Source organism: Flavobacterium sp. Sr18 (assembly GCF_011064265.1).
Taxonomy (GTDB): Bacteria; Bacteroidota; Bacteroidia; order Flavobacteriales; family Flavobacteriaceae; genus Flavobacterium; species Flavobacterium petrolei.
This window is the reverse complement of the sequence record NZ_CP049329.1, coordinates 3,399,245-3,423,166: the sequence shown is the minus strand read 5'-3', so window position 1 is coordinate 3,423,166 and position 23,922 is coordinate 3,399,245. Positions and strand designations below refer to the sequence as shown.

Annotated in this window: 16 protein-coding genes and 1 other RNA gene; 15 read left to right on the top strand and 2 right to left on the bottom strand. The window is 31.6% G+C overall.

Features of this window, described 5'->3' with window-relative positions; genetic code table 11:
- Positions 1-82 precede the first annotated feature (82 nt).
- Complete coding sequence (locus tag G7A72_RS15005; RefSeq protein WP_113666681.1) at positions 83-1,285, bottom strand: NAD(P)-dependent oxidoreductase; 1,203 nt, start codon at positions 1,283-1,285, stop codon at positions 83-85.
- 249 nt (positions 1,286-1,534) lie between these two features.
- Between G7A72_RS15005 and G7A72_RS15000 the strand changes: the two genes are divergently transcribed.
- Together G7A72_RS15000 and ssrA are read left to right on the top strand one after the other, a co-directional pair.
- Positions 1,535-2,734, top strand: a complete 1,200-nt coding sequence (locus tag G7A72_RS15000; protein WP_165153093.1) for a serine hydrolase — start codon at positions 1,535-1,537, stop codon at positions 2,732-2,734.
- A gap of 108 nt (positions 2,735-2,842) precedes the next feature.
- Positions 2,843-3,239, top strand: a transfer-messenger RNA (tmRNA) gene (gene ssrA / locus G7A72_RS14995).
- Here ssrA and G7A72_RS14990 read toward each other — a convergent pair.
- Positions 3,194-4,195: a recombinase family protein gene (locus G7A72_RS14990; RefSeq protein ID WP_256371169.1), complete on the bottom strand. Its 1,002-nt coding sequence runs from the start codon at positions 4,193-4,195 to the stop codon at positions 3,194-3,196. The two genes, ssrA and G7A72_RS14990, sit on opposite strands and share 46 nt — an antisense overlap.
- A gap of 197 nt (positions 4,196-4,392) precedes the next feature.
- On the opposite strand from G7A72_RS14990, the gene istA reads away from it, so the two are divergent.
- From istA to G7A72_RS14920, 13 genes are all read left to right on the top strand, one after another.
- Positions 4,393-5,940 carry an IS21 family transposase gene (istA, locus tag G7A72_RS14985; protein ID WP_165151421.1) on the top strand — a complete coding sequence of 516 codons (1,548 nt, stop codon included), beginning with the start codon at positions 4,393-4,395 and terminating at the stop codon, positions 5,938-5,940.
- Positions 5,941-5,957: 17 nt separating this feature from the next.
- On the top strand, positions 5,958-6,695 hold the full coding sequence (gene istB, locus G7A72_RS14980; RefSeq protein ID WP_113667236.1) for an IS21-like element helper ATPase IstB: 738 nt from the start codon (positions 5,958-5,960) through the stop codon (positions 6,693-6,695).
- A 962-nt stretch (positions 6,696-7,657) separates the two neighbouring features.
- Entirely contained in the window at positions 7,658-9,001 is a 1,344-nt protein-coding gene (locus G7A72_RS14970) for a sigma-54 dependent transcriptional regulator (protein WP_165153087.1), read from the top strand.
- A 170-nt stretch (positions 9,002-9,171) separates the two neighbouring features.
- On the top strand, positions 9,172-12,219 hold the full coding sequence (locus tag G7A72_RS14965; RefSeq protein WP_165153085.1) for a PAS domain-containing hybrid sensor histidine kinase/response regulator: 3,048 nt from the start codon (positions 9,172-9,174) through the stop codon (positions 12,217-12,219).
- Positions 12,220-12,511: 292 nt separating this feature from the next.
- Positions 12,512-12,946 (top strand): response regulator, encoded by a 435-nt coding sequence (locus G7A72_RS14960; protein WP_165153083.1) that lies wholly within the window; start codon positions 12,512-12,514, stop codon positions 12,944-12,946.
- 19 nt (positions 12,947-12,965) lie between these two features.
- Complete coding sequence (locus G7A72_RS14955; RefSeq protein ID WP_165153081.1) at positions 12,966-13,694, top strand: polysaccharide biosynthesis/export family protein; 729 nt, start codon at positions 12,966-12,968, stop codon at positions 13,692-13,694.
- A 14-nt stretch (positions 13,695-13,708) separates the two neighbouring features.
- On the top strand, positions 13,709-15,871 hold the full coding sequence (locus G7A72_RS14950; RefSeq protein WP_165153079.1) for a Wzz/FepE/Etk N-terminal domain-containing protein: 2,163 nt from the start codon (positions 13,709-13,711) through the stop codon (positions 15,869-15,871).
- 83 nt (positions 15,872-15,954) lie between these two features.
- On the top strand, positions 15,955-17,100 hold the full coding sequence (locus tag G7A72_RS14945; RefSeq protein ID WP_165153077.1) for a lipopolysaccharide biosynthesis protein: 1,146 nt from the start codon (positions 15,955-15,957) through the stop codon (positions 17,098-17,100).
- The gene (locus G7A72_RS14940; RefSeq protein WP_165153075.1) at positions 17,091-18,209 is read left to right on the top strand and encodes a glycosyltransferase family 4 protein; all 1,119 of its coding nucleotides are present in this window, start codon (positions 17,091-17,093) and stop codon (positions 18,207-18,209) included. The genes G7A72_RS14945 and G7A72_RS14940 overlap by 10 nt, the downstream gene beginning before the upstream one ends.
- A gap of 152 nt (positions 18,210-18,361) precedes the next feature.
- Positions 18,362-19,519 (top strand): O-antigen ligase, encoded by a 1,158-nt coding sequence (locus G7A72_RS14935; RefSeq protein WP_241258523.1) that lies wholly within the window; start codon positions 18,362-18,364, stop codon positions 19,517-19,519.
- A gap of 115 nt (positions 19,520-19,634) precedes the next feature.
- Entirely contained in the window at positions 19,635-22,013 is a 2,379-nt protein-coding gene (locus G7A72_RS14930) for a hypothetical protein (RefSeq protein ID WP_165153071.1), read from the top strand.
- Positions 22,010-22,705, top strand: coding sequence for a DapH/DapD/GlmU-related protein (locus G7A72_RS14925; protein ID WP_165153069.1), 696 nt, complete (start codon positions 22,010-22,012; stop codon positions 22,703-22,705). Before G7A72_RS14930 ends, G7A72_RS14925 begins: the two co-directional genes overlap by 4 nt.
- Complete coding sequence (locus tag G7A72_RS14920) at positions 22,698-23,921, top strand: glycosyltransferase family 4 protein (RefSeq protein WP_165153067.1); 1,224 nt, start codon at positions 22,698-22,700, stop codon at positions 23,919-23,921. The genes G7A72_RS14925 and G7A72_RS14920 overlap by 8 nt, the downstream gene beginning before the upstream one ends.
- The last annotated feature ends 1 nt before the right edge of the window (position 23,922 follow it).

Here is a 23,922-nt window from a genome sequence, read left to right as displayed (position 1 = left end):
ATAAAAACACTATTGGTTAAAAATAAAAATCTCCCAAATTTGAATCAAATTGGGAGATTTTTTATGATAAAGATAATTCTATTTATTTCCCATCAACATAATCTTGCAAATAACTAAATCTTGGAGTAAGTTTTCCATTTTCAGTAATCTTGGCTCTTTGTAAAATTCCGTCTTTATCCTTATTGAAAAACGCAGGAATTACATGTTCTAATACCATTTCTCCAAATCCTTCACTGGCATCTTTGGGTAACTCACATGGTAAATTATCAACTGCCATGACTACAATTGCAGCAGGATGAAAAACTTCAACTTCTTTATCTTCGTTTGGAAAATAGCCGTACAAAGGTTCCGCAATAGTCGATGATCTCAGCGTGCAGGCAATTGGACCGTTAACATCGCAGGAAACATCAGCCACAACTTTGATTTTGCAATCTTTGGACTGAAGCATTTCGCGAGTCAAAATTACCGGAGCTTCATTGGCATGAAAATGGCCTGAAATATAAATATCGGATACTTTAGTAAATCTTTCGAAATCAGAAACGTATTCGTTCGGATTTTGATAAAAATCAGTGAAATCTAAAAACTGTCCATCTTTTCGTTTGTTGTAATCTAAGACGTCAATTTGAGTATAGACGGGTTGTGTATAGTTTTTATTCAAATAATTCTCTACGGAAACTTCTTTAATTTTTATGGCATCCAGAATTTCTTTGGCTCCATTTCCCACTTTACCAGTTCCTGTAATTACAAATTTCAAAGGAGGTAATACTACCCTTTTTAAATGTGTAATCAAGGCTTCTTTACCCGCAAGTGTTTCTGCTTTTGGTAATTTAAACAATTCGAATTTGATTCCAAAAGCGCGAATGCTATTGTAAGCCCCAACAATTCCGGCATAACGCCCAAAACCTATCAGCCTGCGATTATTAGCATCAACTATGGTTTCATAATCATACAAATCAATCTTTTTTTCTAATATTGCCTGCAATAATTTTCGATTGTAAGGCTGTTTTTTGATGGTATGCGAAAAAAAGAAATAGGTTTTATTCGGTATTAGATTTTCTATCGGCACTTCTTTTACTCCAAACAAAATATCACAATCACTGATATCATCAGTCAATTCGATTCCGAGATTTTCATATTGCGAATCAGTAAAAACTCTAATATCAGAACGCTCTACTTTCACAGTGACATTTTGATGCTGTTGTTTTAACCTTGTCAGCTCATCTGGTGAGAATACAACTCTGCGGTCTGGCGGATTTTTTCTTTCTTTTATGATTCCAAATTTCATATATTTCGTACGCTTTGAATTTATTTTAATATAACTTTATAATACATATTTGTTACAAATATAACAATTTAAACTAAATTGAATTTATTTTTTAATAAAAATACACTGACTGAAAACTACTACTCCCTGATGTCCAAAATAGTACCGAAAATGGGATTACAGACGACTAATAAAATAGTGTTAAGGTTTAGAAAAACACCCTCTGAAAAGACATTGATTCTATATATTTGCCTTCCTAGCACTACAGAAATGAATTTTATAAAAAAAACAAATATACTACATATATTCCTCCTCTTTTTAATTTTGGGCTCTTGCGCAAAAGAGAAAAAGAAAGTTGAGTTAAGCGATGCCAAACTACCAAAGAGTACATTACCTAAAATGAAGCCGTTAACAAACCCGGAGCCTAAACTTACGGCAGAGTATATCAATTCGAAAAAACAAGAAATAGACTCGTTTTACAAAAAAAACTGGCCTAATAACAGTGCAAACGGAAGTTTTTTGGTTGCTAAGAACGGCCAAATTATTTATGAAAAATACGAAGGCTGCGCTAATTTTAGCGATAAAACATTAATTACTAAAAATACACCTTTACATATTGCTTCAGTAAGCAAGGTTATTACGGCAACTGCTATTTTGAAACTCGTAAATGCAAAAAGGATAGAACTGGATCAAAAGGTAAATACAATCCTGAAAGAGTTTCCTTATCCGGATGTTACTGTAAGAACATTGCTAAATCACAGAAGTGGCATGCGTAATTATGCTTATTTTACAGATCGTGACAAAACTATTTGGGATAGAAAAAACATACTTACTAATCAAGATATTCTGACAATCATGGCGACTAAAGATATTGGATTAGAATTTAAAACCGATACCCGCTTTAGTTATTGTAATACCAATTATGCCATGTTGGCATTAATAATTGAAAAAATCACAAAACTTCCCTACAAAGAGGCTATGAAACAGATTATTTTCGAACCACTCGGTATGAAAAATACCTATATTTTTGACTATGAAAGAGATAAAGATACTGCAGTTACTTCTTATAAAGGGAATAAAATTGAGATAGGAAAAGATTATCTGGATGCAGTTTACGGAGATAAGAACATATATTCCACACCGCGGGACTTATTGAAATTTGACAGAGCCAGAAACAATTCTTCTTTTTTAACACCTGAATTACAAAGTCAGGTTTATAAAGGTTACAGCAATGAACGTAAAGGAACTAAAAATTATGGCCTTGGAATTCGAATGATCAATTGGGAAACGGGACAGAATTTTTATTTCCACAACGGTTGGTGGCACGGAAATACATCATCCTATATCACATTACGAAAAGAAGGCGTAACCATTATAGCGCTATCTAATAAATTTACCCGTAAAACGTATGACGTTCGTAAATTGGCTGTGCTATTTGGCGACTATCCGTTCCGATTAAAAGATGAATAAAAAAAGGTACGGTTTTTGAAATACTGATAGTAATTCATTAATAGTAGTTCAGATAAAAAGTGTACATTTGCACACTCAAAATTCTGATTTGGATTTTGAAATAAAAAAGGGGTCGACTGGTTTTGACAGCAAGTCGAATTGATAAGTAAGCACGTCGAGCATTGAGACCTTGCTCGTAAATATAAGATCTTACAATTTTACACGGCGAAAATAACTACGCTTTAGCTGCATAATCCGAATTATAGTACGATTAAGCCACGTTCCTATCAGATAGGAAAGCTGGATTCTCCTTGAAAGCCTTGGTTTGTGGCGTTCAGTTCAGGGGAACCGTAAAAATAAACCTAGATTTCCATGAGCTTCGGGTGGATTTCAAAATTAAGAAGATAAGTATCGTGTGGCTGTTTCTGGCCTAGCACAGTATCGAAAACTCAATCAGAAAATAAACGCGTAGAAAGCTTTTTAGTTGCTTGTTTGGACCCGAGTTCGATTCTCGGCGACTCCACTGGATGGGATGATTGAAAAATCATCCCTTTTTTTATTATATAAAAGCAAACCTTTTTGCTTCATTAACAGGTGATTACGAGATAATAAATCAATCATTGTAGGTGTTCGATAGATACCATCCTGATAGTATAAGTTGCTGTCGAACACCAGCTTTACAAATTCTCTCTTTTGGGTAATAGTAGCTCGATTATATAATGATTTTAAATCAACAAGTAAATCCAAGTTTTTTTGTAAAATTGTAAATGCATGTTTATCTACATGGCTTAGACGAGTGATAGAATCTTTGCAAGATGTGACTTCGGTATTATAAGTGGTATACCATCTATCATATGTTTCTTTAGATATCTCATTTTTAATCCATTTCTCTTCAACAGAAAACATTTTTTCTTGAGCTGCATCTAGTAGAATTTTCTTTTGGTTTACTACAAGTTTATTAGATTTTAAATTCTCTTCCATTTTTGTAACAGATGACTTTTTAATATCAGATATTATATTTTGTGGCAAACTCATCAGCTCAAAAATTTCAGCAAGCTGATTGTGTGCTTTGAGTGCGCTAATATTATTATGTTTAGACGTTTTACACTTGTAGTAGTTAAAATACTTTCCAGATTTTCCTCTTGACGGAGCACCTGTAAGTATGTTTCCACAATGACATTTTAAAATCCCCCGAAGTGGTAAGTTTTCATCCAATATTGTCCTGATTTTTTCAGGCTTCTTCATTTTATTTTGCACCAATTGCCAAGTTGTGTTATCAATTATTGCCTCATGTATTGCGGGAAAGATTCCTCCAGGATACTCTTTATAACCCTGTACCTGCAACATACCTGCATAAACAGGATTTGTCAAAATCCTCTCAACTGCAGTATTCCCTCTCGCTTTAAACCCCAGTTTAAACGCTTGTTCTTTAATTACATAAAGTGGAATATCATGCAGATAAGAATCGTACATAAATTTAATTGTCTTGGCCTGAGACTGGAAAAACCAGTCAAATTGACCACCCTATTCCAGTTCAAATTGACCACCAGTTTCGGAGCAAACTGACCACCATTTTCCAGTCCAAATTGACCACCTGATTTTGGGCTAAAATTGGACATTAAAAACTACTAACTTTTTCATGTTGTTAGCACCATACATTCGTTAAAAAAATACGGATTATGGCAAACAAAATAACAGACATGAGTAAAATTAGAAAAGCAATTAAATTCTACTGTAACGGGAAAAGTAAGTTATTCATAAGTAAGTACTTATCTCTTTCTAGAAATACAGTAAAGAAGTATATTTCTTTATTTGAAGTGCTAGGATTAAGTTTTGAAGTAATTAACGAAAAAACAGATGCTGAGTTAGAACTTTTGTTTTCACACACTACCGTGGAATCAATCAGTCCCAAACTGCAGATTCTTTATGATTTTTTTCCTAAAATGGAACGCGAACTAAAAAAAGTTGGCGTTACCATACAGCACATGTGGGAGCAATATATTGCCCTAAATCCTAATGGTTACCGAAGCTCGCAATTTGGACATCATTATAAAACATGGAGCAAACGAGTCAATCCAGTGATGCACATGAATCACAAAGCGGGTGATAAAATGTATGTGGATTATGCTGGAAAAACACTCTCCATCATTGATAAAGACACGGGAGAAATTAAAGAAGTACAATTTTTTGTAGCCATATTAGGAGCCAGTCAATACACCTATGCCGAAGCTTCCATGAGCCAACAAAAAGAAGATTTTGTTACTTCGGTAGAAAATGCTATGCGTTTTTTTGAAGGTACTCCTGCGGCAATTGTTCCCGATAATTTAAAATCTGCAGTAATAAAAAGCAGTCGTTTTGAACCCACAATTAATGAAACCTTAGCTGATTTAGCCGAACATTACCAAACTACAATCTTGCCTGCTAGGGCTTATAAACCCCGAGACAAATCATTGGTTGAAGGAGCTGTTAAGATCTTGTATCGAAGGATTTATGTAAATCTAAAAGAAACTAAATTCTTTTCTCTGGAAGAATTAAACCAGCAAATATGGGATTTATTGGATGCTCATAACAGTCGAAAACTCACAGGACGTCCGTACTCTCGGATAGAATTATTTTTAGAAGATGAGCAACAAAAACTAAGTCCATTACCACAAGAACGTTTTGAAATCAAATACCAATCCTTTGCAACAGTAATGCAAAATGGGCATGTTCAATTAAGTCAGGACAAAAATTACTATAGCGTTCCGTATCAATATGTCAAGAAAAAAGCGAAACTATTGTATACCAAATCAACGGTAGAGATCTATCACAAATACAATCGAATAGCCATCCATCCAAGGAATTACAAACCTTATATCTATACCACAATCCCGGAACATATGGCTAGCACGCATCAATTTGTAGCTCAGTGGAGTGCTGCCCGCTTCATTGATTGGGCCAGTAGTATTGACGAGTCAGTAGCAGAATATATTATGCAAATAATTGAAAGTAGAAACCATCCTGAACAGGCTTATAAAAGTTGTTTGGGAATATTAAACTTCGAGAAAAAGGTAGGGAAAGAGCGATTAATAAATGCCTGTAAGCGGGCACTTGATTTTAAAATTTACAATTTTAAGACCATTCAAAATATTTTAGAAAACAACTTAGATCATATCGAATTTGAACAAGAACCTGAGCAGGAACTTCCAATTCACGCTAACATAAGAGGAAAACAGTATTATAATTAAATTAAAACACAGTAATCATGAATGAATCCACAGTAACAAAAATGAAACAAATGAAGCTTTACGGCATGCACAATGCTTTTAAAACAGCCATTGAAAGCGGAAAAACAGACCATTACACGCTCGATCAGTTTGTATCGATGCTTATTGATGCCGAATGGGATGAAAGGCACAATCGGCGTATTGCCCGCAGTATCACCAACGCCCGATTCCATTACAAATCAAATATTGAAAGTATCAATTTTGACCAAACCCGTAATCTGGATCGAAATACCATACTGCGTCTGGCAGAATGTGAATTTGTCGAAAAAAATGAAAACATTTTAATAACGGGAAGCACTGGTGTAGGCAAAAGTTATTTAGGCACAGCATTGGGTTATCAAGCCTGTATCCAAGGTTTTAAAGTAAGTTATTTTAATACTTCGAAGCTGTTTGCTAAATTAAAAATGGCCAAAGCAGATGGTTCTTACCTGAGAGAATTGGCCAAAATAGAACGGCAAGATGTTATTATATTAGACGATTTTGGACTCCAAGCTTTGGATAGCAGTAACCGAATTACCCTTTTAGAGATCATTGAAGACAGGCATAATAACGGTTCTATTATTGTAACCTCACAAATCCCAGTGCAAGGCTGGTATGACATCATTGGAGAAAAAACCATAGCTGATGCCATTTTGGATAGACTGATTCATCAATCTCATCGACTCGAATTACATGGAGAATCCATGAGAAAAAAAAGAGGGATAAACAAAGGCTAATATTTAAGTATATTTGAATACTAATTAACAGATGAAAAAGAGTAGTTTTTAATGAAAAATGGGGTGGTCATTTTGCTCCGGAATTAGGTGGTCATTTTGAATTGGAATCAGGTGCTCACTTTAAATTGGAATTGGGTGGTCAATATCACTGGAATTTGCACTTGTAGCACTTTACACATTTTTTCAATCGGAAATAGCTGTTCATTGTTTTTAATAAAGCTATATATCATCGACCGCTCTTGGAAAAAATGCCGATTGCTTTTTTTAATATATCTCGCTCTAACTCGGCATCTTTGAGTCTTTTTTCCAGTTCATGGATTTTTTCTTGCTCGGGAGTTAGTTTTAAATTTCCTTTTCCAGGAAAACTTCCCTCTCCAAAATCCTCGAACTCTTTTCTCCATTTATACAACTATGGAGCTGTTATTCCCAACTCTCTGGAAAGTTCTGATATATTTTTTCTATCGTAACTCAATTGGACAGCTTTCTCTTTAAAAGCTTTATCATAAATTTTGCAAACTTGTTTCATAGGTTAAAATTAAGATTATTTCTTAACTTTCTGTGATGGCTAAGTTAGCATGTCCAATAAGGAAAAAGAATATAATCATGGAGAGTAACAATAGCCAAATACTTATATATTTATCTAAAAAATTTATAATAAGAAAGTTAGGAATAATCATTCATTTCAATAGAAGCGTTATTTAAAAGCGTATCATTCAGATGAAAAAAGCATGTCCATTTACCAGATGGTACTGTTTGGTGTAAGAAGCCATAAAACAAGATTTTATTTAGCAGTACTTTGTATATTTTAAAACATTTTGTTTAATATTGTATAATTGTTAAATACATTTTTATTGTGTTACACAGAGCATTTTATTTTGTAGATTAGCACAAATATTTGTTAAAAAATATTGACAATGATTTTACTAATTTGCGTATAATGTTTCAAAATTAATAGAAAAATAATGTGTGTACTAAAAATTTTTCTCGTTGAAGACGATCTTTTTTTTGGAGAAACCCTAAAGTATCATTTACAATTAAATCCCGATTTTGAGGTGCACCTTTTTCAAACAGGAAAAGATTGTTTAATTAATTTATATGAAAAACCAGATATAATTTGCTTAGACTTTGGTCTTCCAGATATAACGGGAGATAAATTACTGAAGAAAATACAAGAAACAAATGATAAAATTCCAATAATTATCATCAGTGGTCAGGAAGATATTGAAGTTGCTGTAGATTTCTTGAAATCGGGTGCAAAAGATTATATCGTAAAGAGCAATCATACTAAAGATTTACTTTGGAACTCAATTCTGAAAATTAGAGAAAATTTAAAATTGGTTCAGGAAGTTGAGGAACTAAAAGAAAAACTAGAACAAAAATTTAGTTTTGAAAAAACAATTATAGGTCAAAGTGATAGTATCAAATCTGTTTTTAATAAAATAAATAAAGCTATCAATACTAATATAAATGTTTCAATAACAGGAGAAACTGGAACAGGAAAAGAAGTAGTAGCTAAAGCCATTCATTACAATTCTGATAGAAAAAATAAACCTTTTATTGCTGTAAACATGGCAGCAATTCCTAAAGACCTAATTGAGAGTGTATTTTTCGGTCATGAAAAAGGCGCTTTTACAGGAGCATCAGAGCGAAGCATTGGTAAATTTGAACAAGCTGACGGCGGAACTATTTTCTTAGATGAAATTGCAGAATTAGATTTGAATCTTCAAAGTAAATTATTACGAGTTTTACAAGAAAGAGAGGTCATTCGATTAGGAGGGACAACAAGAATAAAATTTAATGCCCGATTAATCATCGCCACACATAAAGATTTGTCGCAAGAAGTAAAAAAAGGAAATTTTAGAGAGGATTTATTTTACAGAATAATTGGCTTGCCTATAGAGTTGCCGCCTTTGCGAGAAAGAGGAAACGACACTCTGCTACTTGCCAAATATTTTATTGATTTATTTACTAAAGAGAATAAAATTAAGTCCATTACATTATCTAAAGAATCGAAACAAAAACTAATGAAGTATCCATTTTATGGTAACATTAGAGAATTAAAATCTGTAATTGACCTAGCTTGCGTAATGTGCGAAGAAAATGAAATCTTACTCGATGATCTTACATTCACTAGTATAAACAGTAACGATATGTTCCTTTCGGAAGAGAAAAAATTAAAGGAATATACAGCTGAAATTATTCTTCATTACCTCAAAAAGAATAATAATGATGTTATTCAAACTGCCAAAAAATTGGATATCGGAAAATCTACCATTTATAACTTAATTCAATCAAAAATAGTTTAGCACATACTATACTTCCCTGAAGCAGTATAGTATGTCTTCTATTTTCAATTTCTAATGAATAAAAACATTGTTAAAACTACAATCGCGCAAAATTAAAATGAAACCATTTGAAAATTTATTTTACCTAAAACCTACAAATTGTAAATAAAATTTTTTAACAAATAAGATGAATGAATAACTTTAATGAGTTTTTACAAAAACAAATAGATACATACTTAACAACAGATTATATAAAAAATGATTTCATGACAGCTTTTTTTACTGCTATTAGTAAAAGCTATACTAATTTTGAAAATGATATAAAAATAATTCATAATAACCTTGATGAAATGAGAGGTAAATACGAATTAGTCAATCAAAAATTAAAAACAGAACTTCAAGAAAATAAAAAATATATAACAAATCTAGATACAACTCTTATAGAATTAAACCCTAGTTATAAGGAAATAAAGAACAACGGTGAACAAGATGATATTCATATAATTTCTAATTATACAAAAGATAAAATATCAAAAGGAAAAAAAATAAAAAAAAAACACTCTCGAAATATTGAATTACTAAAAACTTTATTGACCAATTTGCAATCTGCAATTTTGGTAGAAAATGAATATGAGAGCCCCATCTTTACAAACAAATTATTTTGTGATACATTTTTACTCTCTTGTCAACCCGAAAAGATAGCTAGTAGTGGGTTGTCAAATTTATCTGAAATTTCGGGAGATTTATTTAAAAACTCCGAATCGTTTAAAAGCAGAACAAGGGAAATAATAAAAAATCGAGTTATGGTTACCAATGAACTTCTGGAAACCGTTGATAATCGATTTTTAGAAAGAGATTATATCCCCATTTTCATTAATTCTCTACACAAAGGACATCTCTGGAAATTTAATGATGTAACCCAAAGAATACAAACACAATCCCTTTTAGAACAGAGTGAAATAAGGAGTAACCTTATGATGAACTCCTCCTTAAACGGCATCATTAATGTTAATGGCTTTGGAAAAATTATTTTTTGGAATAATCAAGCAGAAAATATTTTTGGCTGGAAAAAAGAAGAAGTTCTAGGGAAACATTTATCTGAGAATATTTTTTCTGATCAAATTCATATTGACCTACAATCACCTGCGATAGATAATTATTTAAAAACTGGAGATGTTTCTGGTTTAATTAAACAAATTGAATTATCAGTCTTAAATAAATTAGGAAATGAATTTCCGATTGAAATTACCATAACTCCTATCAAACAAGGGGATGAAGTCTTTTACTGTTTTTTTATTCAAGATATTTCAGAAAGAAAACAATCTGAATTAAGTCTCAAGCATCAAGAAGAAAAATACCGAAATATTATAGCAAATGTAAATCTGGGATTAATCGAAATTGACAACAACGATATCATTCAATATGTAAACCAAACATTTGTATTAATGTCTGGTTATGAAACTAAGGAATTATTAGGAAAAAAGACTTCAGATTTTTTTGATTACAGCAGCAGCTTTGATGGCATAAAAATTAAAGTTAATAAAAAGGTTCAATCTGATTCAGAACTATTTCAATATCCAATAATTAACAAAAGAGGCGAATTAAGGTGGTGGGCAATAAGCCGTGCGTTAAATTATGATGACAACGGAAAATTAGTTGGTTCAATTGAAACTCACTTAGACATAACCAAACAAAAACAACTTGAGATTGACCTAGAAAGCGAGAAAACAAAAGCCGAGAATGCTTCTAAGGCCAAAGAGGCATTCTTGGCCAACATGAGTCATGAAATACGGACGCCTCTTAATGCAATTGTTGGTTTTTTGAGAGAATTAGAAAAACAAGAATTAACAGAACTACAACAAAAACACATCAAAAATAGTACGATAGCATCCAAACATTTATCGGCTATCATTAATAATATTTTAGATATTTCTAAAATTGAAGCTGGAGAAATGCATCTTGAAGATAATGATTTTTCTATTGAAAATTCGATAAAAAAAATCATAACAGTTTTAGGACCAAAAGCAAAACAGAAGGGATTAAATCTGACAACTTCCATTTCCAGCAATATCTATAAAGTATTAATAGGAGATAGCTTGCGGTTAGAACAAATATTATTTAATCTCGTAGGAAACTCATTAAAGTTTACTCATAAAGGAAAAATATCTATTAATTGTGAACTAATCTCTGAAACCAATACGTCACAAGAATTAAGTATTTCTGTTTCGGACACAGGGATTGGTATGGATGATTTTTTTATAGACTCGATGTTTAGGAAATTTTCGCAGGAAGACAAAGGTATAACCAGAAAGTTTGGAGGAACTGGTTTAGGAATGGCCATTACCAAGGAGTTAGTTGGCCTTATGAAAGGTGAAATTAAAGTAGAAAGCAAAAAGAATAAAGGCACAACAATACATATCAATTTTAGGTTTAAAAAAGGAAATAAACAAAATTTACAAAGTCTAGAAACCGAAAAAAAATCAATAAAAATAGACAATATATCTATTTTATTAGTAGAAGATAATGAAATGAATAGAATGGTCGCGCAGAATTCATTATCCTACTTTAAATGTAAGGTTACCGAAGCCGAAAATGGATTGCTTGCCCTGGAGCTATTAAGGAAAGAGAAATTCGATATTATTCTGATGGACATTCAAATGCCTGAACTGGATGGAATTGAAACCACAAAAATTATAAGAAAAGAATTAAAACTGAAAGTGCCTATCATTGCATTAACTGCGAATGCATTTAAAAGTGTAATATACAAATGCAAAAGAGCAGGGATGAATGATTATATAACGAAGCCTTTTGAAGAATCTATTTTGATTGAAACGATTGCTAAGTATACTTCGCATATAAATACCGAAATTACAAATCTGGAAAATTCCTCGACTGAACTACTTTATAATTTAAAGAACCTCCAGGATATGAGTAATGGCAATAAAGATTTTGTTATAAAAATGGTTGCCATTTTTATAAATCAAATAATAGAAACCATTAGAAATATAGACAACGCGATTCTTGAAAATAATTTTGATGAATTAGCTAGATTGATACACAAAATAAAGCCAAGTATCGAAAACTTAGCAATTGAATCAATCGTAAATGATATTAAATATCTTGAAAAAGCTGATAAATATAACGGTAAAGACAAAAATTCAATCATAAAAATATATAATAAAGTAAAGGAAACTTTAGAAAAAGTACTACTCCACCTTCAACAAAATGAACTACAATAAATAATTTTTAATCCCTAAAAATATTTTTTTATACAATCATTTTGAATATTAATTTTTAGATTATTTAAAAATTGGTACAGATAATTGGTGTGTTATTTAACTCCTTTTTTTTAAATTAAAATTTAAAAAAAGTAAAGATCCAAAAAAGTCTTGCAAATAGTAATCTATTTCAAGATTTTTTTCCAAAAAATGGAATAATTAGCACCACAAAAAAAATTAACACCTTGTAAATCAACAAAAAATGAAATTGGTTCAGTTTTAGTACGGTACTTATGAAATAATTTGCTTTACTATGAAAACAGAACACCAATTCAAATTTTTTATTGTTGACGATGATGCATTCTGTGCCAATGTTTATGAACAATTTTTAAATAATATAGGCTATTATGACATTACTTATTACAGTAACGGAAAAGATTGTTTAGATAATATTGACAAAAAGCCAGATATTATATTTTTAGATCATAATATGGAGGGTATGAAAGGATTTGACGTTTTAAAAAAAATAAAACGATACAATCCCAATATTTATGTAGTAATGATTTCTGGACAGGAAAACATTGAAACTGCAGTTGATGCTCTCAAATATGGTGTTTTTGACTACTTGACAAAAGACAGTTCTGTAAGCACTAAAATTAAAACTATTATTGAAAAAATAATTGCAATAAAAGCAGTTATGAGAGAATCAAATCCTTCTATTGTACAAAGAATCCTTTCTTTTTTCTAGTTTTAAACACAATAGTTTTATGAAAATACTAATTAAAATTCTGCTAGTCTCAATACTTTTTACTTCGTGCAAAACGTACAATCTATTTGAAACAAAGGAACCTGCTCAGGATACTGTTTCTTTCTCGTACGAAAAAAATTATCAGTACAAAATAAGAAAAGATGATAAAATATCACTTTCGGTTTGGGGAGAAGAAAACCTAAGTGTAGGATCTGTTTATGGAATTTATAACTCTAATGAAGTCTATGGCAAATGGCTTCTTGTAGATACAAATGGAAACATTGAAATACCAAAAATAGGAACCACAAACGTACTTAACAAAACCATTCCAGAGCTAAAAGAAACAATTAAAATAGGACTCAAAAAATGGATTATAAATCCCATAGTTGATGTAAAAGTATTAAACAAAGAAATTACAATTCTAGGCGAAGTAAGAAACCCGAATGTAATTAGTGTCGAAAAAGATCAAAATTCACTTTTAGAAATGATAAGTAAATCGGGAGGATTTGAGTTTTATGCCAATTTGAGATCCGTAAAAATTTTACGTCAAGAAGGTGAAAATGTAAGAGTAACCAATATTGATTTGACAAATCCAAATGACATTCTGAATCGGAATGTTCAGCTTCATCCTGGCGATATTGTAATAGTCCCTTCTAAAAAGAATAAAGAATTTGACAAAAGAATTTCAATTATTATTCCTTTTACTTCCACCGTTACAGCAGCAGCAATTCTTTTTGGATTGTTTTAATAAAAACGTAAACAATGAACGAAAATATTAGATTACTCAGACCATTGTTCAAAGGATTGCCGATTATTCTTTTGGTGATGTTTTTAGCCCTATTATTAGCCGAAAAATATTTGGAATATGTTACACCAATGTATCAAAGTACGGCTAAACTAAAATTAGCGGATAATCAAGAGGGAGTTCCTAGTGCCAATACGGTCAAAAATCTAGATGCTTTTACTTCAACAAATAGAATAGCTACCGAAATTGAAGTATTAAAATCATCCAATTTATTAGAAAAAGCACTCAAAGAATTGCCCTTTAATACTGAAATTTATCGAAAAGGGAAATTCAAATCTGTAGAATTGTTTTATAACTCTCCTATTATTGTAAAAGCTTTATCGAAATCTAATAAAATATATGACAGACGTTTTTCTGTTAATGTTCTTTCTGGAACAGCATTCATTTTTCACAACCCTATAAACAATCAAGATATTGATGGAGTTTTTGGAAAGCCTATTACTATTAACGAGGCTACATTTTTGATTAGCCTCAATACTACGTTTATAAATTCTAAAAAGGAAATAAAAATTATAGATTCTTATGAATTTGAATTTTTAAGCATTCAAAAATTAATGGACAAAATCAATGAAAATCTTGATGTTAGTTCTGTAGATATAGATGTTCCCGTAGTGCGCATAAATTTTAAAAGTAATGTCCCAGAAAAAACTGCTCTTTTTGTAAATAAGTTAGCCGAAACTTATATCAAAGATTATCTCGAAACGCGATATAGAATTGCAAATGTAACTGTCGATTTCATAAAACAAGAAATTAATAAATCCCGTTATAAACTAAGAACTTCCGAAAACAATCTTCAAAACTTTAGAGACAGAAAAAATATTATCAATGTAAAACAAGAATCCGAAACCGATTTGAGAAGAATTGCTCAGTTAAAAATTCAACAAACTAACGTTCGAATGAGCCTGGAAGCAATAAAAAACTTAAATAAATATATCGCCTCTGGTAAAAAAAACTACTTTGACCTCGCCCCAAACTTTGAAGCATTTACTGATTTATTATCGACTGAATTGGTTAAAAAAATTAAAGCTTTACAGGCAGATAAAAAAGATTTACTACTTGTTTATACTCCCGAAAATGAAAAAGTAAAAGTTATTGACGAAAAACTAAAAGATATTATTGATTATCAAATAGAAAGCATCAAGAATAGTGAGAGGGATTTACAAATAAAATACGATGCTCTTTCTAGAGATATTAACCAGCTTGAAAGTGTTTTTGTGGGTTTTCCTGAGAAAGAAAAAAATCTGGAAATTTTGAATAGAGAATTTAACCTTTACGAAAATGCCTATAATATTTTGAATCAAAAACGTATTGAAGCTGAAATTGCAAAATCGGCTAAAATAATTTTTCATAAAATAATTACACCGGGTAAAGTGCCTAAAAAGCCTTTTTTTCCTATTCGCTCCGTTATAATTATTGTTTCTATATTACTGGGCATGTTTGGTTCTATATTTGTAATTTACCTCATCTATTTCACACAGGCAAAAGTAAATGACGTGTATACTATAGAAAAAAATAGTTCCATCCCTGTTGCTATTACAACTCCTTATTTACTATCTAAAGAAGAGATCAGAATAAATTTCTTAAAAGATATCGTGCAAATGGAATTAAAAGGAATTATACAAAACAAAAGTATTCTAACAATTAGTTCTTATGATGATGCGAAAGATCATTTGTTTCACGCCGAAAATTTTGTCCGTGCACTACAGGAGCAAGGGCGAAATATTTTGATTATAGATGCAACCGGACAATTAAAAAATGTAGTCGCAAACATTGATTACCTGGATTATTCAGATCTGAAGTTTTTGAGTTATACTAAAACAGCTTTCGAAAATGAAATCAGAGAGAAAGCTAAAAATTATGATTTTTGCATTATAAACAACCAATCTATAAAAGAAGATCGATTGGCCTTATTATTTATGAGTCTTGCCACGGAAAACCTATTTGTATTAGACAGCAAAAAAACAGCGCAGAAAATAATTTTAAAAATGGAATTACTAAAAGAGGAATATATATTACAGTCCTTATGGTTCATTCTCAATAAAGCAAATTACCATCCAAGTATTATGGTTGATTTAAAAAAACGTTGGGCTAAATATAAAAACAATACTTTATTACTGTGAAACTCCTAAAAAAAATACTATTCTCATCACCGACCTTAGTTCTATTGGACCAAGTTATTTATAGTGGTAGCAATTTTTTGCTAATGCTATTTTTAGCCCAAAAACTAGACTTAAGAAGTTTTGGTTTATTTTCTACACTGATGTTATTTGTTTATTTAGCAATGAGCATCACCACCGCAATGGTTATACAACCCTTTCAGGTATCGTATCTTAAAATAGAACAAAAAAAACAATACTTTGTATTTGCTAGTTTGGGAATACTTATTTTGACGGTCTTATTTGTAATACTTATCAAACTATTATTGGCTATAGTTCCTATATTTTCAGAGTACAACTCATTCGGGAATGATATTGCTTTTTTTACTTTTGGATTATTGGTACAGGATTTTTTTAGAAAAACATTTTTGGGACTTTGTCAAATCAAAAAATCGCTATTAATCGATAGTGTTTTCCTGATTTTAATTCTCATCCTATTTTATTTTAATAAAGACGGAATCCAATTATCGAATACCCTTTGGATCATCAGCTTTTCTAATATAGTTTCCTCTTTGCCTGGTATTATTTACTTTATCAAAAATTATGAAACACCAACATCTTGGAGACTTTTCCTAGACAATCATATTCAACAAGGCAAATGGTTGGTGTATATTTCTTTCTTACAATGGGGTTCTAGTAATTTCTTTATTCTTGTATCTGGAATTTATCTGGGTATCGAAGCGCTTGGCGCTTTGCGATTGGTTCAATCTGTTTTTGGTGTTTTGGGAGTTGCTTTAATAGCTATAGAAAATTATGTATTGCCCAAAGTGATTTATTTTCACCAACAATCTGTAAGCAAAGCCAAAAAATATTTGATCGATATATCTCTAATAGGACTTGCCTTATTTGGCACTATTTTGACCTTTATTTTTATTTTTTCGGACGAGATTATCATTCTTACTGGAGGTTTAAAGTACCAAAAATATGGCTATGTGGTGAAAATTATGTCCATTCTCTATTTATTTATTTTTCTAAATTATCCCATTCGAATTGCTATAAAAACACTCGTTCTCAATAAAATATTTTTTCATGGATATGTAATTTCTTTTGAATTATCAGTGGTCACTTTTCATTTTTTTCTTAATTATTTTGGGTTGTACGGAGCGGTTGCGGGACTTGCAATAAATCAATTTGTAATGACTTTATATTGGCAAAAACAACTCAAAAAAAATCAATTTCAATTATGGATATAATACACCTTGTTTTAGGAAAAGCCAATCCCGAAAGGATGAATGGGGTGAATAAAGTAGTGTATCAACTGGCTACAAAACAAGTCGAAGCAGGGCTACAAGTATTTGTATGGGGAATTGCCATAGACCTAGAAAAAAATTATGGAGATCGCAATTTCGAAACCCAATTATTCTTGCAACAACGCAATCCATTTAGTGTTTCTAAAGAATTAAAACAGGCTATAAAATATTTAAATAAGTCGGTTGTTTTTCATCTTCATGGAGGCTGGATTCCGGTTTTTTCGACTGTATCAAAAATTCTAGTTAGCCATAAAATTCCGTTTGTTTTTACTCCACATGGCGCTTATAATAGAGTTGCAATGGAAAGAAGTTTTTGGGTAAAAAAAATCTATTTTCATTTATTCGAAAAAAAAATATTGCTGAAAACACAAAAAATTCACTGCATAGGAAAAAGCGAAACAATAGGATTAGCCCGCTTTTTTTCGAAACCAAAATCAATTTTATTACCTTATGGTTATGAGAACCACAACTTGGGACCAATTGCAAAATCGTTGAATAAAAACATTGTTTTTGGCTTTATTGGACGATTGGATATTTACACCAAAGGACTAGATACGCTAGTGGAAGCATTTGAAATTTTGATTAAAAAAACGCCAAATGCACAACTTTGGATTATTGGCAACAGCAAAGAAAAAAAGGTTCTAGAGCAACAAATTATAACCAAAAAACTAAACCATAATGTATTCCTTTTTGGAAGTAAATTTGGTGTAGAAAAAGACGATCTTTTGGCTAAAATTGATGTTTTTGTGCACCCTTCTCGCAACGAAGGATTGCCATTGTCTGTTATCGAGGCTGCTAGTTTTGGAAAACCTTGTATAGTAACTGATACAACCAATATTGGGGATTTAATTACTCAATATGAGGCTGGAAAAACAATTTATACTCAAAACTGTACTGACTTAGAAGCAGCCATGTCTGCATTAAATTCTATTTGGAATAATCCTGTAGCTTTTTCGCAATTGCAACAAAATGCTATCAAAATGATTCAGGAAAACTACAATTGGAAACGAATCATTCAACAGTTTAATCAAGAATTATACAGTGCCCAATGACAACCACTTTGACCCATAAACACGACCTTTTTCTAAAGAGAACAAACAATTATTTGTTTATAATTCTGTTATTATTTATTGCCTGCTTTTTTACCTGGAGCGATAATGTATTAATAACTAGAAGTATAAAAGTAATAGGCAGATTGGGTCTTATGATATCCTCCATTGTACTGTATCATAGTATTATTCGGTATGGAGCGATTAATAATGCATTGGGGTACAAAAACATTTATTCGCCATTGTTTTATTTGTTTTATCTCGCGTTGGGATTTATTTCTTTTCTATGGAGCACCAATCCGGGTTATAGTGCTTTGCAATGGCTAATGACTTTTCAGAGTTTAGTTTTTGCTTATTTTTTCATCAAAAGTATCAAAGTATTAGACCATTTTTTCGAAGGACATTCGATACGTTTGTATCATTTGCTTGGCAATTCGGTGTTTGTCATCCAAATGGTTTTTATTATAGGAATGATTGTTCATCCTACTACCTTTTTTAGATTAACAAATGGTGGCGAAGAAGCTCGTTTGGGCGGAATTATAATGAACCCCAATGAACTAGGAATGCTAGCAGGAGTTGGTTTATCCTGTTTGATTTTTGATTTGTATCGAAAGGAAAATAAAACTGGAACAATTTTAAAAATACTTCTTATTTTTTTGGCCTTGTATATGACTGGATCACGATCCTCCTTGATTGGTGCCCTTATAATTGTTTTTTTCCATATCAAGCAAACCAAAGGGAAAATGCTAAAAGTAGTTTTTATATCCATGGTATTAGTGGTAGCTCCTATTGCAGTAAACAAAATGATTCTAAAAGGAGGCGACAGTTCCCGACTGGAAGAAATAATGAGTTTAACGGGTAGATTGCCTTTTTGGAAAGCGCTTATTACAGAGGGGTTGCCTAGAGAGCCGCTCCTTGGTTTTGGTTATATGCGAATTGATTATAAAGATTATTTTCAGGGAACAAATACCTATCCAGGTAATATGACCCACAATACTTTTATTCAAGTGTTAATGAATTTAGGTTTCATCGGGTTGACCATTGCTTTATTTCAGTTGACTTTTACTTTAAGAGCCTTTTTTAAAGAAAATAAGGAAACCAAACTAATGCTTATTGGTATTATGATTCCTGTTTTGATTAATTCTTTTACAGAATTTGGCATTTTTGGAGATAGTAATTATGGTATTCTATTTTATCAAATGATTATTTTTTCGGTTGCTTTTACCACCAATCCTAATCTTTCGAAAATTCAAAAACTACAATTGAATAAAAAAAGACCTGAACTTTATTTAAATTACATTTCCAAAAAATAGTTTATTTCCAAAATACGGAAAAAAAACTTGGCCTAAATATAGTAACTTCAAGTAAATCAATAGTTTAAATTTTTGGCATACTTTTTCTAATACTTAAAAAATAAAAACTTTAAGTATGGAAGCACTTTTACAAAAACTTGGATATTCAATAGCATCCACCAAAGAATATACTGAAACTATACCACTCGAGCTTTTATTCATAAACAATTCCGATCACTCTATAAGATGGGTTTGGAATGCTAGTTGCAAAAAACCCATTTTTTTAAAATTTTATAACATTGGTAGCTTCAGAGCCTTTGTATTTGCAACAGCAATCCGAATACTATTTTTTTTAAGATTACAACAACTTGTCTTTCAAAAAAGAACATTTTATTTTAATGCAACAACAGCAAAAACTGTTTTTGACTGCACCAAAGACTGGAGCCTGTTTATGGGTACTATTGGACTAAATAGTAAAGCTATTCTATACGCTAATTCCTTTTTTTATAAAATTGCAACATCCGAAAGTGCTAAAATGATGGTTCAGAATGAATATTCTATTTTGAAACAAATCAATGTAAAAAACACGGAACTTATTACCCCAAAAGTAACTTCAATTTCCAAAGATATTATTCAACTTACTGATATTTCAAATAAGGGAAAAAGAACCAAAAATTTTACAAATTCTCATCTTAATACTTTGATTGAAATGAGTAATATACATAAAAGCACTATTCAAGTTAGGCAATGGAAATTGTTCCAAAATTTAAAAGAAAGTTTTGAGCAAAGCAGCTGCGAAAAAATTCCTAGAAATATTACCCGAAAACTGAATATCCTAATTCAAAACTGCGTTCCTAATCAAGAAGTAAAAATTCATCTATCACACGGCGATTTCACACAATGGAATATGTTTCAAACCGGGGATAAAATATCCATATATGACTGGGAACTAGCTAGTTTTGAAAAGCCAAAAGGTTACGACTACTTTCATTATATGATGCAGCAAGGAATACTTGTAGATCGCAAAAGCTGGAGATTTATTTATCAGGATATTCTACAATGCAGTACAAATGAATTTGGAGACCAGTTATTCGATAACGATTTAAATGAATGTCTACATTGGTATTTACTTATCAATTGCATGTATAACATGAATATTTACGCAAAAACTGAGGTATGGTACCCTCAAATTCATTGGATGATGGCCGTTTGGAACGAAGCTTTGAATCATTTTATCAAAAAAGAATACACTCAAAGGCAATTGTTGATTATGGACTTATTTGATTTACTACACAATCAAGAATATGCCGCACTAAAATATCCAAAAGAATACCCCGAGGATTTAAGCGTAAATTCAGACATTGATTTAGTTATCACTAAAGAAACGAATTCAATAGTTATGAAATACCTCAAAAATCATTCTTTGGTTTCCAAAATTAATAGCGATCACAGATCATTTATGAATACTATTCAGGTTTTTACTGTCGAGGGAAGTATACTATCAATAGATTTGATCTGGCAATTGAAAATAAAAAATTATGAAATATTAAGTACAAAACAATTAATAAAAAATAATTACAAGAATAATTATGGCATAAAGAGTGCCTCCATAATTGATACTGAACGATTTATCATTTTGTTCTACAATCTTAATGGAGCTCCAATTCCCGAAAAATATTTAGAGCACAAAAAGGGAATCGAAGAATCAAGTGAACCATTGGATTTAGTTTTGCAAAATTATTTTAATAACAAAAAAAATGACGTTTCACTAATTCAATATTTTATTAAACAGAAAAAAGAAAACAGTACTTTTTTCTATCTAAAAAACACTTTGAATTATTGCATAGACACCTTAAAAAATACCTTTAATAATCAAGGATTCACAATTACTTTTAGTGGGGTTGATGGTGCAGGAAAATCTACCGTTATAGATGAATTGGCACATAGAATAGAAAAACAACTCCGAAAACCAGTAGTAGTTTTACGCCACAGACCTTCTTTATTACCCATATTGAGTGTTTGGACAAAAGGGAAACAAAAAGCCCATCAAGATGCTACAAACAGCTTGCCTAGACAGGGGAAAAACAAAAATGTATTGTCCTCTTTTGCTCGGTTTTCTTACTATTATTTAGATTTTTTGATAGGACAATTTGTTGTCTATTTCAAATATATTTTAAGAGGTTATGTGGTTATTTATGACCGATACTACTTTGATTTTATAAATGACAGCAAGCGTAGTAACATTGTTTTGTCTAAAAAAATATCCTCTTTAGGATACCAATTTTTATTGAAACCCAAGTTTAATTTTTTTCTTTTTGCGGATGCCAACACCATTCTTAATCGAAAAAAAGAATTGAGCAAAACTACTATTGAACTTTTGACAGATGATTACAAGAATCTTTTTCTGAAATTAAAATCAAAAAGTCATGTCGCCATTTACGAAAGCATCAAAAATGAAGATTTAGAAGTTACCTTGAATCATATTGTTAGGACCATAATTCGAACCAAAAAATGAAACGAATTCTAGAAAAAATAATCCAAATGCGCAATCCAAATTTCAAATTTGATGCAGCATTACCCTTGGCAACAATTCTGGAGTTTGTATGGATGCAAAGCTTATGCTTGCTTAGAGGTTTTAAAGTGTTATTCTTTTTTAGAAAACCAAAAGCAATGATGCTGGGCAGAGGAGTTTCTTTTTTTTATATCTCTAAAATAAAATGGGGCAAATTTCTCCGATTAGGCGATTTTGTATTTGTATCGGCTTTGGGTAAAAACGGAATCCAATTTGGCAATAATGTAAGCATAGGTGCTTTTAGCCGCATTATTGTTTCGACCACATTAAACGATTTGGGCGACAAAATAGTCATTGGAAACTCTGTTGGAATAGGCGAATATGCTTCGTTAGGCGGAGCAGGCGGTCTAGAAATTGGAGATGAGTGCATCGTAGGCCCTTATTTAAGCTGTCATCCTGAAAATCATAATTATGAGGATTTAAATACTTCCATTCGATTCCAAGGCGTGAATAGAAAAGGCATAAAAATAGGTAAAAACTGTTGGATTGGCAGTAAAGTAAGCATACTAGACGGGGTTCAACTGGGCAATGGCTGTATTATTGCTGCCGGAGCCGTTGTAACAAAATCTTTTCCGGATAATAGCATAATAGGCGGCGTTCCCGCAAAACTTATAAAAACCAAAAGCAATGACTAAAACTATTTTGGCTAGTTGTTATGCCGTAAACCCATATAAAGGTTCCGAAAATGGAATGGGTTGGAACTTTGTGTATCAAATTGCGAGATACAATAAGGTCATTGCCATTACACGAGAAAATAATAAAGAAATGATTGATCTATATATGTCTCAAAATCAAGATGTGGTTTTTGAAAACATTACTTTCTTGTATTTTGATCTGCCGTATTGGATGCGTTTCTGGAAAAAAGGAGGACGTGGAGCGATGTTCTATTATTATTTATGGCAAAAAGGAATTGTCTCTTTTATAAAAAAACAAAACGTACATTTTGACATTGCTCATAACGTAAACTTTCATAATGATTGGACTCCCAGTTCCTTATGGAAACTAAATAAGCCAATGGTTTGGGGACCAATAGGACATCATCCCGAGATACCAAAACAGTATTTAAACCCTTATTCTGTGAAATATTTTTTGCAAGACCGAGCGACTTGGCTGGTGAAAAATTGTTTCTGGAAACTTTCTTTTTCGTTACACAAAACCAAAAAGAAATCCAACCATATATTGGGTATGAACTCTGGAGTAGCAACTGCGTTAAAGATTAGTACTGAACCCTTTTCGATACTCCCTTCTGTTGCCACAGAAGACAATTTTTCGGGGAATAATATCCCAAAAGAGGGATTTGACATCATTAGCGTAGGTCGTTTTGTCCCCTTGAAAGGATTTGATTTGACACTGCTCTCGTTTGCTAGTTTCATCAACTCTTTAGAACCAGAAGACCGCAATTATTGTAAACTAACATTAATTGGAACTGGTCCCGAAAAAGATTTTTACAAAACCATTATTGCTCAAAATCACATCGAGCCTTATGTAGAAATCATAGAATGGATTGACCGAAGTGAGTTGATGAAATGCTATGAAAAATCATCCGTTTTTTTGTTTCCCTCACATGAAGGTGCTGGTATGGTAGTGGCGGAAGCATTATCTTTTGGTTTACCTGTAATTTGTTTGGATAACGAAGGCCCTGGAGAGTTTATCAATTCGAAATGTGGTTTTACAGCTTCACAGATAGCATATAATGGGACCGTTTTAGAATTAAAAGAAGCGCTTTCAAAACTTTATTTAGATAAAAATTTATTGCATCAAATGAGTCTTGATGCACGAAAACACTACTTAAATAATTTTACATGGGATAGCAGAGGAGACTATTTGCAAAAAATATATAACACTCTATAAA